At 72.7% G+C, this 14,067-nt stretch carries 12 protein-coding genes; all 12 read right to left on the bottom strand.

Features of this window, described 5'->3' with window-relative positions:
- Window positions 1-136 precede the first annotated feature (136 nt).
- A complete protein-coding gene (locus tag ACIHFE_RS16495) occupies window positions 137-964 on the bottom strand; it encodes an NAD-dependent epimerase/dehydratase family protein (protein ID WP_400106991.1) in 828 nt (275 codons plus the stop codon).
- A 7-nt stretch (window positions 965-971) separates the two neighbouring features.
- Window positions 972-2,075: a nucleotide disphospho-sugar-binding domain-containing protein gene (locus tag ACIHFE_RS16490; protein WP_400106989.1), complete on the bottom strand. Its 1,104-nt coding sequence runs from the start codon at window positions 2,073-2,075 to the stop codon at window positions 972-974.
- Complete coding sequence (locus ACIHFE_RS16485; RefSeq protein ID WP_400106987.1) at window positions 2,029-3,258, bottom strand: nucleotide disphospho-sugar-binding domain-containing protein; 1,230 nt, start codon at window positions 3,256-3,258, stop codon at window positions 2,029-2,031. The genes ACIHFE_RS16490 and ACIHFE_RS16485 overlap by 47 nt, the downstream gene beginning before the upstream one ends.
- 100 nt (window positions 3,259-3,358) lie before the next feature.
- On the bottom strand, window positions 3,359-4,105 hold the full coding sequence (locus ACIHFE_RS16480) for an SDR family NAD(P)-dependent oxidoreductase (RefSeq protein WP_400106985.1): 747 nt from the start codon (window positions 4,103-4,105) through the stop codon (window positions 3,359-3,361).
- Window positions 4,105-7,728 (bottom strand): amino acid adenylation domain-containing protein, encoded by a 3,624-nt coding sequence (locus ACIHFE_RS16475; protein ID WP_400106983.1) that lies wholly within the window; start codon window positions 7,726-7,728, stop codon window positions 4,105-4,107. Before ACIHFE_RS16475 ends, ACIHFE_RS16480 begins: the two co-directional genes overlap by 1 nt.
- Before the next feature lie 18 nt (window positions 7,729-7,746).
- On the bottom strand, window positions 7,747-8,580 hold the full coding sequence (locus ACIHFE_RS16470; protein WP_400106981.1) for an ABC transporter permease: 834 nt from the start codon (window positions 8,578-8,580) through the stop codon (window positions 7,747-7,749).
- Window positions 8,577-9,530, bottom strand: a complete 954-nt coding sequence (locus ACIHFE_RS16465) for an ATP-binding cassette domain-containing protein (RefSeq protein WP_400106979.1) — start codon at window positions 9,528-9,530, stop codon at window positions 8,577-8,579. The genes ACIHFE_RS16470 and ACIHFE_RS16465 overlap by 4 nt, the downstream gene beginning before the upstream one ends.
- A 92-nt stretch (window positions 9,531-9,622) precedes the next feature.
- Complete coding sequence (locus tag ACIHFE_RS16460) at window positions 9,623-10,138, bottom strand: flavin reductase family protein (protein ID WP_400106977.1); 516 nt, start codon at window positions 10,136-10,138, stop codon at window positions 9,623-9,625.
- Window positions 10,139-10,141: 3 nt separating this feature from the next.
- Window positions 10,142-10,381 carry a phosphopantetheine-binding protein gene (locus ACIHFE_RS16455; RefSeq protein ID WP_400106975.1) on the bottom strand — a complete coding sequence of 80 codons (240 nt, stop codon included), beginning with the start codon at window positions 10,379-10,381 and terminating at the stop codon, window positions 10,142-10,144.
- A complete protein-coding gene (locus tag ACIHFE_RS16450; RefSeq protein ID WP_400106973.1) occupies window positions 10,381-11,877 on the bottom strand; it encodes a class I adenylate-forming enzyme family protein in 1,497 nt (498 codons plus the stop codon). Before ACIHFE_RS16450 ends, ACIHFE_RS16455 begins: the two co-directional genes overlap by 1 nt.
- An 11-nt stretch (window positions 11,878-11,888) precedes the next feature.
- A complete protein-coding gene (locus tag ACIHFE_RS16445; RefSeq protein ID WP_400106971.1) occupies window positions 11,889-12,926 on the bottom strand; it encodes a ketoacyl-ACP synthase III family protein in 1,038 nt (345 codons plus the stop codon).
- A 107-nt stretch (window positions 12,927-13,033) separates the two neighbouring features.
- A complete protein-coding gene (locus ACIHFE_RS16440; RefSeq protein ID WP_400106969.1) occupies window positions 13,034-13,813 on the bottom strand; it encodes a BTAD domain-containing putative transcriptional regulator in 780 nt (259 codons plus the stop codon).
- Window positions 13,814-14,067: the final 254 nt, after the last annotated feature.

Genomic DNA, 14,067 nt, shown 5'->3' with positions numbered 1-14,067 from the left:
CCGAGCCCGCACCCGCACCAGCCCCCTGGCAGCACTTCGCCCCGTCGCATAACGACGGGGCGAAGCGTCAGGGCCCGGATTTAACCAACAGCGTCCCCAGAGGGTCCGGCCCTTCCGTGTGTGGTGCGACCCGGTCTCAGACCGCCGCCTGCCACAGATCACCGAGCATGTCCGCCAGGCCACGGCGCGGACGCCAGCCCAGCAGTTCCCGCGCGGCGGTGATGTCGTACTCATGGGTGTGGGCGGCACCACGGGCCGGATAGCCGGCGCCGCTGTCGGTCACGATCTCGGTGGGCACCCCGCTGATGGCGACCAGGATGTCCAGCACGGCCTGGATGCCGACCGATTCGCCCCGGCAGATGTCGACCACGCCCTCGGCATCGGAGCCGGCCGCCGCCAGGACCGCGTCGGTCACATCCCGCACATCGATGAAGTCCCGCCGCTCGGGCCGGGCCACCAGATGGAGCTCCGCGGGCCGGCCGGTGCCCTGGGCGGCGCGCAGCCGGGCCGCGGTGGCCCCGGGCAGGCTCAGCTCGGACAGCCCCGGCCCCACCACATTGGACAGGCGCAGCACCATGCCCGACACCAGGCCCTGGCGGGTGGCCGCCAGCACCGCCTGGGTGGCCCGCAGTTTGGTGCGGCCGTAGTCGGAGACGGCCGCGTGCTCATGCACCGTGCCCAGCTGGACCAGCCGGGGAGTCCGGCCGCCGACGGCCGCCAGGGCGGCCAGCAGCTGCTCGACCAGGACCGCGTTGGAGAGTTCCATCGCCTCCTCGTCGGCACCCCATACGGCACCGGCCGCGTTCACCACCACCGAGGGCTTGGCCTCGCGCAGCAGCTCCGCCATCGCCCGCTCACCGCCGGCGGTGACCCCACGCCCCATCAGCGTGACCTCGCCACCCCAGGCGGCCCGGATATGGCGGCCCACAAAGCCGTGGCCGCCCAGCAGCACCATGTGCTCCATGGACCGCTCACCCCGCCAACGACAGCAGGGTGCCGACCAGTTCGGCGGGCGACGGCTGGGCCGCCATCTCCGCGCGCAGCCGTCCGGCGGCCGCCCGGTACGCCGGGTTCCGGAGCACGTCCAGCACCGCCTCCCGGACCTGCTCCGCGGAACACTGCTCGGCCGGCACCATCCGGCCCGCGCCGTACTCCGCCAGCCGCTCGCCCGACATCCGCAGCACCGGGTGGTCCGCCGCGACCAGCACCTGGGGAACCCCGTAGTAGAGGGCGGTGTGGAAGGTTCCGCCGCCGCCGTGGTTCACCAGGCAGTCGAACCCGTCCATGATCAGGTGCAGCGGCACCGGATCGACGATACGGACCGAGGCGGGCGCCTGGGCGCGCAGCGCCTCCTGGTGCTCGGGGATGCAGGTGACCACCGTCTGCAGCCCCTCGCAGGCCCGCAGCGCCGTGGCGAGCACATCCCCGCGGCCCTCCAGGTCCAGGGACCGGGTGCCCAGGGAGATCAGCACCCGCTCGCTGCCCTCGGAACGCCAGCCGGGCAGTGCGCCCGTGCCGTTGTAGGGCAGATAGCGCATCGGGCGGGCCGGGGACGCTTCCGGGTGCTGGAGGCCGGGCGGGCAGGGGTCGATGATCAGCGCGGGCTCGGGGAGGGCGGCCAGGCCGGCCTCGACGGCCACCGGGCGCAGGATCTCCCGGGCGGCCTCCAGGGCCTGGGTGGTGAGCAGGTCCGGGCCGTAGCGGTGGAAGACCACCGGCACGCCCAGGACACCACCGGCGATCAGCCCGCTGAACTCGATGGGGTCACAGAGCACCAGATCGGGCCGCCAGCGCCGGCCGAGGGCGAGGTAGTCGTCGAGTACCGCGTCGGCCCTGCCCAGCCACCGCTTGCCGAGCGTCTCCCAGCGCGAGTCCCAGGCGCCGCCGTGCTGCACCGCGCGGCCGCCGCCCAGATGGCCGGGGGCGGTCCGCCGGCCGGAGTCACCGGACCGGTCACCGAGCAGGGCGCTGGGCAGCCCGGCCGCCTCGGCCGCGCGCACCACATCCTCCTGCCCGGCGACCAGGACCTCATGACCCGCCGAGCGCAGTGCCCAGACCATCGGCACCATGGTCATCAGATGAGTGGGCCAGGTAGCCCCGATGAGTATCCGCACCAGCTCTCTCCTTGCACAGGGATTCCAGAGTGCCGACCAGGTCGGCAGGGGTGGGCAGGGCCAGGACACCGGCCCGCAGCCGGTCCGCGGCGGCCCGGTGCGCCGGGTCGTCCAGGGCCTCCGCCAGGACGGCCGTGATCCGCTCCGGGTCCGCCAGGACGGCGGGGTCGTCCAGCCACCGGCCGGCCCCGCAAGCGCGCACCCGCTCGGCGCAGTCGGTGAGCAGCTCCCGCCGGGGCCCCTCGGGCATCGGCGGGATGACCACGGCCTGCGGCACGCCGTGCACGGCGGCGGTGCCGGACACCCCGTGCCCGCCGTGGTGCACCACCAGCGCACAGTCGTCCAGCAGCAGATGCAGCGGCACCGGATCGATGACCCGTACCGAGCCGCCGGCCAACGCGGGGCTCTCACCCAGGCGTTCGCGCAGCCAGGCGGAGGCGGCCACCAGGGTCTCGGTGCGGGGCAGCGCACCGCAGGCCCGCAGCAGCGTCTCCACCTGGTCGACCACCGGTTCCCGGTCGGTCAGCCCGTCGACGCTGAAGAACACCAGCACCCGCCGGCGACCGGGCCGGGGCCCGGCGGCCAGGGCGGGCGGGAGCACCCCGGGGCCGTTGTAGACGACATAGCGCACCGGCTGGGCCGGGCTCAGCCCCTGCGTCTGCAGTCCTGGCGGGGTGGGGTCGACGATCAGATCGGGGCCCGGCAACCCACCTGCCAGGCCCAGCCGTTGGCAGGTCTCCCGCAGCGCCTCGCGGGCCGCGCGGAGCGCGGTGTCGGGCAACTCGCCCGGGCCGAAGCGGACATGCACCACCGGCACGCCCAACAGGCCCCCGACGATCAGCGCGTTCCACTCCAGCGGATCGGTGACGACCAGATCGGGCTCGAACGCCTCGGCGGCGGCCCGGTAGCCGGGCAGGAAGGTGTCCACCCGGCGGCGGGCCCGGTCGGCGACGGTGACGGGCGGGGGGCCGGCCGGCGGGGTCTCGTCGATCTCCATGGCCGGCAGGCCGGCCTTGACGCCGGTCGCGGCGACATCGGCCGGCCCGGCGACGAGCACCTGGTGCCCGGCGGCGCGCAGCGCCCAGCCGAGCGGGACCAGCGGCATCAGATGGGTGGGCCAGATGGCGGTGAACAGGATGCGCATGACATTCCTCGGGAGTCGGGGGCACGGAACGGTGCGGACGGCGGACCGCCCCGGCCCCGCCCCGGGCATGGCACGACGGGGCGGGACCGGGGCGGAGAACTCAGCGGCCGCCCGCCACCGTCACCGCCTCGCCGGTGATGTTCCCGTTGGCGGCGGAGCCCAGGAACAGCACCGCGTTGGCGATGTCCTCGGGCCGGGTCAGCGCCCCGCTGGGCGTCCTGGACCGCTCCGCCTCCCGCATCGCCTCCGGCATCCGGCTCAGCACCCGCTCGGTGAGCGTCACCCCGGGGGAGACGACATTGACCAGGACGCCCCCCGCCTCCCACATCAGGCTGCGGGCGAAGCCGTGCAGCGCCGCCTTGACCGCGCCGTAGAACTCCATGCCGGGCCGCCCGTCGTGCACCAGATGCGAGGAGACCAGCACCACCCGCCCCCAGCCGCGCTCCCTCATCCCGGGCAGCGCCAGCTGGACGGTGCGCAGCGTGGGCAGCAGGTTGTCCTGGACGAAGGGCACCCACTCGGCCGGCTCCGCGGTGGCGAAGTACTCCGCGTCGGGGCGCCGGCCGGAGAGCTTGGCGGCCAGCGGGACCAGCACATCCACCCCGCCGCGCCGCTGCTCGATCTCCCGCTGGGCGGCTTCCGGGGAGCCTGGGCCGTCCAGGCTGTAGCGCACCGGGAAGGAGTCGTTGCCCAGCTCGGCGGCGAGCTTCTCGGCGCCCTCGTGGTCGGAGTTGAAGCCGACGGCCACACAGGCGCCCGCGTCCGCGAATGCCTTGGCCAGGACCCGGCCCATGTCACCGGTCGCCCCGGTGACGAACACGGTCCGGCCGGTCAGTCCGAGATCCATCAGTGTGTTCCTTCCTGGACGTCCTGGCCCTCCCGGACGGCCGCGGCGGCGCCGGGCCCGGCGCGCAGGATGCGGACCAGTTCGTCGAGCAGTTCCTGCCCGAAGGACTCGGGCAGCCGGTCGGCCCGTACGCTCACCATCAGGTGCAGCCCGCCGTCCGGTTGGGGCTGGGCGGCCAGTTCCACCTCGTTGGCGGTGGTCGGCGGGGGGATGTGCAGCAACTCGGTGCGGCAGCCCGGCAGTCGGAGGTCGGGCACCTCCTCGTCGTGCAGGATCAGCATGGGCAGGTTCAGTACCGCCGGCCCGCTGCCGGCCATGAAGGCGCCCCGCATCACCTCGTGAAAGACCAGGTCCTGGGCCGCCTGGGCGGCGGAGACCGTCTCCCGGGCGGCGTCCAGCCAGCCGGGCTCGCCGGCGGAGCGCAGCCGGACGCACAGGGCGTCGATGCGGCAGGTGATCCCCTCCAGCGCGGTGCGCTTGGCGAGCGGGACCAGCATGCTCAGGTCCCGGTGTCCGGTGAAGTGCGCCAGCGCCGCCCCGTAGGCGCCGGCCAGCAGGGCGAACCGGGTGCCGCCGGTGCGCCGGCCGTGCTCGTCCCAGGGGGCCAGCTCGGCGGCGGTCACCGTGCCGGAGACCTCGGCCAGCGGCCCGGAGGCGCCCTTGGCCCGCAGGTACTGCGGGAAGACCAGCTCCGGCATCCGCCGCAGCTCCTTGGCCCAGAAGGACCGTTGGGCGTCCAGGTCGGCCAGCGCCAGGCCCTTGTGGAACTCGGCGGCGTGCTGGGCCAGGGTGGGCGTGGGGGTGTCGAAGACCGGCTCCCGGCCCTCCAGCCGGGCCTGGTAGGCCACTCCGAGGTCGGCCGCGAACGGGGCGTTGGACAGCCCGTCGAAGGCGGCGTGGTGGGCCACCACGCACAGCAGCGTCCGGCCGGTGTCCTCGGCCCGCACCACGCCGGCCCGCCACACCCGGCCGGTGCTCGGGCTCAGCGGCTCGAACAGCTCGGCCAGCGCGGTGTCGATCGCCGCCTGCTCGGTGGCCACCGGGGGCAGCTCGGTGAGCCGGGGCGCGGTGTCGCCGTCGGCGGGCAGCAGGGCCAGGCCGCGCTTGATGTCATAGCGGGCGTGCAGCGCCTGGTGCCGCCAGTGGACGTCCGGCAGGGCCGCGGCCAGTGCGGCCAGGTCCAGCGGACCCTCGATCCACCAGGTGACCCGGCACAGATAGCGGTTGGTGGTGGCGCCCTCGTCCTCCAGGTAGCTGACCGGCTGCGGGGGCAGTCGCACCTCGCCCTCGTCGCCCTGGACGTCCTCCTGTGCCGCGGCCCCCAGCGCCGTCTCCACGATGCCGGCCAGGCCGGCCAGCGTGGGGTTGGCGAACACCGCGCTCAACGGCAGGGTGGCGCCCAGGTGTTCGCGGATGGCGGTGAGCAGCCGGGCGGCCAGCAGCGAGGTGCCGCCGAGCCGGAAGAAGTGGTGGCCGCCGTGGGTCACCGCCAGTCCGTCGAACAGCTCGCTCCACAGCCCGGCCAGTCGCTCGGCCACCGGCCCGTCCAGCGGCGGCCGTTCGCCGTCGTCCTCGCCGGCCAGTGCCGCCAGGTCGGGCACCGGCAGGGCCTTGCGGTCCACCTTGCCGCTGAGGTTGAGCGGGAAGGCGTCCAGCGCCAGGAAGCCGATCGGCACCATGTACTCGGGCAGGGCGGCGCGGCAGTGGGCGGCCAGTTCCGCGCCGTCCACCGGCTGTTGGGGGTCGGCCGGGATCCAGTAGGCCACCAGATGCCGGTCCTCGCCGATCCGGGCGGCCACCACCAGCGCGTCGGCCACGCCCCGGTGGGTGCGCAGCACGGCGGCGATCTCGTCGGGCTCGATGCGGTGGCCACGGATCTTGACCTGGTTGTCCGCCCGGTCCAGGTACTCGAGGGTGCCGTCGGGGCGGATGCGGACGATGTCGCCGGTGCGGTAGAGACGGGCGCCGGCCGGGCCGAAGGGGTCGTCCACGAACCGGGCGGCGGTCTCCTCGGGCCGGTTGCGGTAGCCGCGGGCCAGTCCGGTGCCGCCGATGCACAGCTCGCCGGCCACGCCCAGCGGTACCGGCCGCCGGTGCTCGTCCAGCACATAGGTGGTGGTGTTCTGCAACGGCCGTCCGATGGCGACCCGTTGGGGGTTCTCGGGCACCTCCCAGCTGGTGGACCAGATGGTGGTCTCGGTCGGGCCGTAGACATTGAGCAGCCGGCCCACCCTGGGACGCAGCGCCTGGGCCAGGTCCAGCGGCAGTGCCTCGCCGCCCACCAGGGCGGTGACCTCGGGGGCGTCGAAGCCCGCCTGGAGGAGCAGCTTCCAGCTGGAGGGGGTGGCCTGGACATGGGTCACCCCATGGATCTCCACCGCCTTCAGCAGGGCCCCGCCGTCGCGGGTCTGCTCGGGGCCGGCCAGCACGATCCGGCCGCCGGTGACCAGCGGAAGGTACAGCTCCAGGCCGGAGATGTCGAAGGAAGTGGAGGTCACCGCCAGCCAGTTGCCGCCGGAGCCGGTCTGGTCGCGCATGGCGAACAGCAGGTTGGCCAGCGAGCGGTGCTCGATCAGGACGCCCTTGGGGCGGCCGGTGGAGCCGGAGGTGTAGATCAGGTACGCCAGGTTCCCGGCGTCCGGCGCGGTGTCCCCGTCCGCTTCGGGCGCGTCGGCGGCGCCCGTCTCCAGGACGGCCCCCGGATAGCCCTCGGGCAGCAGCGCCCGGTGGGCGGGCTCGGTGACCACCACGGTGGCCCCGGAGTCCTCGATCATAAAGTGCAGCCGGTCGGCGGGCAGTTCGGGGTTGACCGGCACATAGGCCGCGCCCGCCTTCCACACGCCCAGCACACAGGCCACCAGCTCGGGGGTGCGGTCCAGCACCACGGCGACCAGCGACTCCGGCCCGGCGCCCAGGGCGCGCAGCCGGCGGGCGTAGCGCTCGGCGCGCTCGTCCAGTTCCCGGTAGGTCCAGCCGGCGCCCTCCGGGGTGCCGGCGTCGACCAGGGCGATGGCCTCGGGGGTCGACCGGGTCTGCTCGGCGATGAGTTGGGAGACCGAGGTCCAGGTGCGCTGCACGGCGGTGTCGTTCCAGCCGTGCAGCAGCAGCTCCCGTTCGTCGGCGGGCAGCGGCTCCAGCTGGTGCAGGGCGGCGCCGGGGCGGCGGGCGGCGTCCGTCAGCAGGTGGACGTACCGGGCTGCCAGGCGCTCGGCGGTCTGCTGGTCGAACAGGGCGGTGGCGTAGGTCAGTTCACCGCTCAGCGTGCCGTCCGGCTCCGGGCGCAGCCACAGGGCCAGTTCGGTGGCCGGGGTCCGGGCCTCGGGGCCCAGCCCGAAGGCCACCGGGCACGGCTCGGCGGACGGGCCGGGGACGGCCTCGCGCACCCGGCGCTCGGCCTCCTCGAAGGCGAGGTCCGCGGCCAGCGGGCAGGGCAGCAGGGTGCCGTCCTCGGTGCCCAGGGGCACCTCCCACTGGCCGGTGTGCCGGGCCAGCAGCACCGCGAAGGCGGTCAGCAGGGTCTCCCGCCGCCAGGGGCCGGCCGGCAGGGTGAGGCCGGCCCGACCGGTGCCGGTGGCGGCGGTGCCCGGGCGGGGGCGGTCGGTGGGCAGTTCCAGTGGCGTCATCTCGCTCGCTCCCTTCGGTTAGCTCTGGACCCGGCGGACGAAGCGGCGGCAGGCGATCCAGCCCATGACGGCGGACCCGCCGGCCAGCACGCCCAGCACCGCCCAGACCGGCATATGGCCCAGCTGCGGGGTGAGGGCGGCGCGCATTCCCTCGCTCATATAGACCACGGGGTTGACCAGCACCGTGTACTGGAGCCACTTGATGGGGTCCAGGGCCGACCAGGCGTAGTAGACACAGCCGAACATGGTCATCGGCAGCATGATCAGGACGATCAGGGTGCTGGCCTTCTGGATGTCCATCATGGTGCCCAGCAGCAGGCCGATGCTGGCGGCCAGCAGCGAGGAGAACGCCAACACCGCGATCAGCATGGCCCAGTTGTGCACATGGACCTGGGGGGCCTGGCCGTCGGCGTGCACCAGCATGACCACCGGGAAGACGATCAGGCCGGAGAGCAGGCCCTGGAAGGCGGCGGAGAGGATCTTCTGGGCCGCCACCGACCACAGCGGGATGGGGGCCAGCGCCCGGTCCTCGATGTCCTTGTAGGCCAGCTCCATCAGCAGCGGCATCATCACGCCGGTGATGGCCTGGTTGGCGATGGCGATGGCCACCAGGCCGGGCACCAGGGTGGTGGCGTACGCGGCGCCGCCGCCGCCCATGCCATGGCCGATCTTGGGCAGCACATAGGCGAAGGTGAAGGTCATCAGCACCGGCTGGAGCATCACCTTGATCAGCAGCATCACCGCGTCCTGCCGCCAGATGAGCAGGTCGCGCCAGAACAGGGCGCGGAAGGCGGCGCGGTAGGTGGACCGCGTACGGAGCCCGCCCGCGTCCAGGGCGGCGTAGGCACTCATGCAGAGAAGTCCCTTCCGGTCATGGCGAGGAAGGCCGTCTCCAGGCTGGGCGGGGTGGAGAAGGCGTTGCTGACCGACAGCCCCTGTTCGGCGCCCGCGTCGGCGAGGCGGGCGAAGAGGCCGTCGGGTGCGGTGGAGTGGACCCGCAGTCGGTTGCCGTCGGTCTCGACCTTGCCGACGCCGGGGAGCTTCCCGGCCGCCGGGGCCACCGGCTCGGCGGAACCGTCGAAGTCCATGGTGAACACGGTGTCGGCGCCCGCCGACTTCTTCAGACCCTCCACCGTGTCGCAGGCCAGCAGGGTGCCGCCGTCGACGACCGCGACCCGCTCGCAGAGCGACTCGGCCTCCTCCAGATAGTGCGTGGTGAGGACGATGGTCTGGCCCGCGTCGTGCAACTCCCGCAGCGAGTCCCAGAGGTTGAGCCGGGCCTGGGTGTCGATGCCGGTGGTGGGCTCGTCCAGGAAGAGCACATCGGGCCGCTGCATCAGGGCCCGGGCGATCTTCAGGCGCTGGGCCTGGCCGCCGGACACCCAGCCGACCTTGGCCTTGGCCCGCTCCGCCAGGCCGAACATCTCCAGCAGCTCCCCGGCGCGGCGCCGGGCCTCCCGGCCGCTCATGCCGAACAGCCGGCCGCGCATCTCAAGGTTCTGACTGAGCGTCAACCCTCGGTCCAGGCCTGAGTTCTGGGTGACCACGGAGATCCTCCGCTTCACCTCACAGGGGTTGGCGATCACATCGGCACCGGCGACGGTCGCCTTGCCCCCGGTCGGGCTGACCAGCGTGGTCAGCATGCCGATCGTGGTGGACTTTCCGGCGCCGTTCGGGCCGAGCAGCCCGTACAGCTCTCCGGCCTGGACCTCGAGGTCCAGGCCGGAGACGGCGGTGACGGACTGACCCGCCGCCCTGTAAACCTTGGAAAGCCCGGTCGTTTCTATCGCTGGAGCGACCATGGCGTGACACCTCTGTGGGAATCGGGACTCCGTGTGTGCCACCGATCCTCGGACCCGGCTCTGGAGCCGGGATCGAGTCACCTCACAGCCGTTCAGGAATGCGCTTGTCCCGCTTGGGCGGACACCCGCTCCGGCGCCCAGGGCCAGAAGGATCCGCGCTGGTGGAGCACCGGTGGCTCGGCCCGTACCGCACAGGCGTCCATCCGCCCGATGACCACCAGGTGGTCACCGGCCTCCACGGTGCGCACCACCGAGCACTCGGCGTGCGCATACGCCACATCCAGCAGCACCGGCGCCCCGCCCGCCTGCGGGGCGGGCCGCCAGCGCACCCCGGCGAACTTGTCGTCGGACGATCCGGCGAACACCTTGGCGGGTGCCTCCCCGTCGGCGCCGAGGAGGTTCAGCGCAAAGGCACCGGAGGTCTGGATGGCCTCCAGGGTCTGTGAGCCGCGGTTGAGGCAGACCAGCAGCAGCGGCGGTTCGGCGGACACGGCCGACAGGGCGCTGCAGGTCATGCCGCGCGGCCTGCCGTCGGCGTCCACCGCCGTGACCACGGCGACCGCCGTCGGGAAGGAGCCGAAGAAATCCCGGAAGAGCCGTCCGTCCACCGGTTAGGCCTTCGCGCGGTAGGACTCGACCACATTCCACAGCGAGCCCGGGGTGGCGAAGGTCTCCCCATTGAGCTCATTGTCCGGCAGCTCGATCCCGTACTGCTCCTCCAGGCGCATCAACAGCTCAATGGTGCCTATGGAGTTGAGCCCCAGGTCCTTGAGGTCGGTGTCCGCGTCGAGCGGGCCCCCGGAGTCGCGCAGCACCGAGCGCAGGGTCTTCTCGAATTCGCTGTCCAGCATCAGGCAGTCCTCTCCTGGGACGGGCCGGCGGCCCGCAGTTCGTCGCGCAGCCGGTTGCGGTCGGTCTTTCCGTTGGGGGTGAGCGGCAGTGCCTCGCGTACCAGGCACACGGCCGGCACCTTGACCTGCTCCAGCCGCTCCCCCAGCGCGGCCAGCACCTGGTCCGGAGTGAGGGTGGTGACCGCGATCAGGGTCAGGTCGCGCTCGCCCTCCGGGGGCAGCACGGCGGCCTCGGTGACGCCGTCGACATCCAGGGCGGCCGCCTCGATCTCCGAGACACTGGTGCGCACCCCGTGCCGCTTAAACAGGTCGTCCCGGCGGCCCTCGAAGTACAGGTGGCCCTCGGCGTCCAGCCGCCCGTAGTCGCCGGTGAGCAGGGTGACTTCGGTGCCGTCGGGCGAGCGGTGGTAGCGCGCGGCGGTCATCTCCGGGGCCCGCCAGTAGCCGGCCATCAGATGGGGGCCGCGCACCGCGATCTGCCCGGTCCCGCCGGCCGGCAGCGGGCGCAGTTCCTCGTCCAGGATCAGCACCTCGGTGCCGGTGAGCGCCCGGCCCACCGAGCCGGGCCGCTGGAGGTCGCCGTCCGGCTCCAGCACGGTGACCCGCTTGCACTCGGTGATGCCGTACATGGGCGCCACCCGCGCCTGCGGGAAGGTCTCGCGCAGCCGCTGGATGACCGGGCCGACCAGGGCGGCTCCGGTGTTGGTGAACAGCCGTACCGGCGGCGGGAGTTCGCGCCGGTTGCGCATCGACAGCCGGAGCAGCATCTCGGCCAGCGAGGGCACCAGGGGCACCACGGTGACCCCGTGCTCATAGAGCAGCCCGATCAGCCGGGTGTGCGCGTCGGGCTGGGTCAGCACCACCTCGGCGCCCGCCAGCACCGACAGGAAGACCTGGTAGAGCCCGTAGTCGAAGGAGAGCGGGATGGCGGTGAGCACCACATCGTCCGCCCGGTAGGCCAGCCGCTCGGCGATGGCCCGGGTGGCGAACACCGCGGCCCCGTGCGGGCACATCACACCCTTGGGCGCGGCGGTGCTGCCGGAGGTGTACATCAGCAGCGCCAGGTCGTCCTCGCCCACCGGCTTCAGCACCGGCTCGGGCGCCCCGTCGAGCTCCGCGCGTACCGTCCCGGCGTCCACGACCCGGCCGGTGAGGCCGGCCGGCAGCGCGGTGTCCGCACCGTCCGCGATGGTGACCGCGGGCTCGCAGTCGGCCAGGATCGACTCCAGGTGGTAGCGCTTGAGGGCCGGGCCCAGCGGAACGAACACCGAGCCATTGGCGGCGGTGCCGAAGAGCATGGCGACCAACTCGCGCACATTGCCCAGGCGTACACACACCCGGTCGCCGGGACCCACTCCCCTCTCCTGCAGCCACCCGGTGAACTTCCGGGCCTCGGCGGCGAGTTGGGCATAGCTCCAGGAGCCTTCGGCGTCGGTGACGGCGGTGGCGTCCGGATGGGCGGCGACGGTGTCCGCGAGCAGCTCGTGCAGGGTCATCCCAGGGCCTCTCACTTCTCGGCCAGCCGGTCGGTGATCTCCAGGACCGCGGCGGTGGCCGTGAACCCGGCGCCGGCGGACCAGAGCACCACCCGGTCACCGGGCGACACGGCCTCCGTCTCCACCAGATGGGCCAGCCCGGCGAACCAGTCGCCCGCGCCGATGTGCCCGGTGCGCCGCGCGTACTCCCAGGTGGTGCGCTCGCGCTCAAAGCCCAGCAGCTCAAAGACATGGTGGCCGTTCTCGCCCCGGCCATTGGCGGGCACCACCAGTTTGTGGACATCGTCGATGCCGAGCCCGGCCTCGCTGAGCGCCTTGCGCACCACCCGCTGCATCAGGCGGAAGGTGCGCAGTACCGCCTCGCTCTCCTCGAAACGGGTGGCACCGGCGTCGGAGCGCAGCGCCAGGTCGATGATGTCGGTGGCCTCGCGCGGCGAGGTACGGAACGGTTCGTCGCCCCGGGCCAGCGCCTCCAGGGAGTTGTCCGCGAGGGTGGCGGTGGTCAGCAGCCGGGCGAAGCCACCGGTGCGGGAGATCACGGCGGCTGCCGCGCCGTCCCCGTACACCGTCCCGTGCCGCAGCCGCCACCGGTCCGCGCCCGGCCCGCAGAACCGGTCGGCGATGCTGATCAGCACCGCGTCGCCCTGGCCCGAGGTGAGATGCGCGGCGGCCAGGTCCAGGGCGCTCACCCCGATGTTGCAGCGCTGCTGGACGTCCATGGCCGGCACCTTCGGGCCCAGCGTGCGCTGGGCGACATAGGAGGCCGCCGGCCAGATGTCCAGTCCCTGGAACCAGGTGCTGCCGTGCAGCAGCAGCGAGAAGTCCGACGGCGCCAGCCCGGAGTCCTTGAGCGCCGCCTGCGCGGCGTGCACCGCCATGTCCGGCGGCGCGACATCCTCCGCGATGATCACGGACAGATAGTCATAGACATCGGTCAGGGCCTGCCCGAGCCCACGGTCGACCAGGCCGGCCTCGACGGCCGAAGTGATCGAGGTGGGCTCCGCCAGGCAGGTGCCCAGACCGGCGACATAGACGTTCTCCCAGCGCACGCCGCCTCCTCCATAGAAACGATTCCTCATCGAACGATGGGGTCATCGTCAGGAGCACCGCTCGAACGCGGCTGGAGAATCGGCCGCGTGCGCGTTACCCGGCCGTGCTAAGCGGCCGCGCGCAGCGGGCCGGCCGCCGTGCCGGACAGCACCTCGTGGTGGATGCGCTGCAGGTCCGGCGAGGGGTCCAGGCCCAGTTCCTCGCTGAGCAGCAGCCGGATGGTCTGGTACGCCTGGAGCGCCTCCACCCGGCGGCCGCACTTGTTGAGCGCGATGATCAGCTGGGCGTGGAACCACTCGTTGTAGGGGTGCGCGGTGACCAGCTTGCGCAGGTCCGCGATCACGCCGCGGTGGTTGCCGCGCTCCATCTCCGCGGTGACCCGCAGCTCCAGGGCCGCGATCCGGCGCTCCTCCAGGTGTGCCACATAGCCCTGCAGCAGCGGGCCCTTGTCCACATTGGACAGCGCCGGCCCCCGCCACAGCGCCAGTGCCCGGTTGAGCGCCTCCACGCTTCTGTCGGTCTGCCCCAGGGACAGCAGGGTCTGGCCCTGGTCGACCAGCTGCTCGAACTCCCGGATGTCGACGCGCGCCCCCTCGGTGCGCAGCACATACCCCGGCGCCACGGTGCGGATCATCTGCCCGTCCGCGTCCCCGCCCGGCTGTCCCGCGAACGCCTTGCGCAGTTGGTAGATGTACGTCTGCGAGGTGGTCACCGCGCTGCGCGGCGGATTGTCCCCCCACAGCTCCTCGACGATGGAGTCAAGGCTGAGCGTGTGGTCCGAGCGCAGCAGCAGCAGGGCCAGCACCTGCCGTGTCTTCGCCGCACTGGGCGTGAAATCCCGCTGGTCGTCGGTGACCTTCAGCGGGCCGAGAATGTCGAACTTCACCGTGCTTTTCCTTACGCAGACTGTTGCCGGTAGAAATCGCCGAGAGGTTCCGTATGGCTTGACGCCTCCCCCGATGGCTCGACGCTAGATCGCGGCAACAGCACGCCTCAAGGAAGACCGGTCAAGATGCGGCGATGGGAACATACGGGGGGTACATGGACCTGTTCCCATGTCACTTCCGAGGCATTTCGGAGTACTCCTGGGCAGTGTTGTCGTGACACGCCCAAAGCAAGGATGGAACGGAATATTAACCT

Origin of the sequence: Streptomyces sp. NPDC052396, assembly GCF_044593195.1 — a bacterium.
Lineage (GTDB): Bacteria > Actinomycetota > Actinomycetes > Streptomycetales > Streptomycetaceae > Streptomyces.
The sequence above is the reverse complement of the archived record's forward strand: the minus strand, read 5'-3'. Positions and strand labels throughout refer to the sequence as shown.

Excerpts from the sequence above, each read along its gene's own strand:
- ACIHFE_RS16495 (WP_400106991.1), bottom strand. The coding sequence starts at position 964 with ATGGAGCACATGGTGCTGCTGGGCGGCCACGGCTTTGTGGGCCGCCAT.
- ACIHFE_RS16490 (WP_400106989.1), bottom strand. The coding sequence starts at position 2,075 with ATGACCATGGTGCCGATGGTCTGGGCACTGCGCTCGGCGGGTCATGAG.
- ACIHFE_RS16485 (WP_400106987.1), bottom strand. The coding sequence starts at position 3,258 with ATGCGCATCCTGTTCACCGCCATCTGGCCCACCCATCTGATGCCGCTG.
- ACIHFE_RS16480 (WP_400106985.1), bottom strand. The coding sequence starts at position 4,105 with ATGGATCTCGGACTGACCGGCCGGACCGTGTTCGTCACCGGGGCGACC.
- ACIHFE_RS16475 (WP_400106983.1), bottom strand. The coding sequence starts at position 7,728 with ATGACGCCACTGGAACTGCCCACCGACCGCCCCCGCCCGGGCACCGCC.
- ACIHFE_RS16470 (WP_400106981.1), bottom strand. The coding sequence starts at position 8,580 with ATGAGTGCCTACGCCGCCCTGGACGCGGGCGGGCTCCGTACGCGGTCC.
- ACIHFE_RS16465 (WP_400106979.1), bottom strand. The coding sequence starts at position 9,530 with ATGGTCGCTCCAGCGATAGAAACGACCGGGCTTTCCAAGGTTTACAGG.
- ACIHFE_RS16455 (WP_400106975.1), bottom strand. The coding sequence starts at position 10,381 with ATGCTGGACAGCGAATTCGAGAAGACCCTGCGCTCGGTGCTGCGCGAC.
- ACIHFE_RS16450 (WP_400106973.1), bottom strand. The coding sequence starts at position 11,877 with ATGACCCTGCACGAGCTGCTCGCGGACACCGTCGCCGCCCATCCGGAC.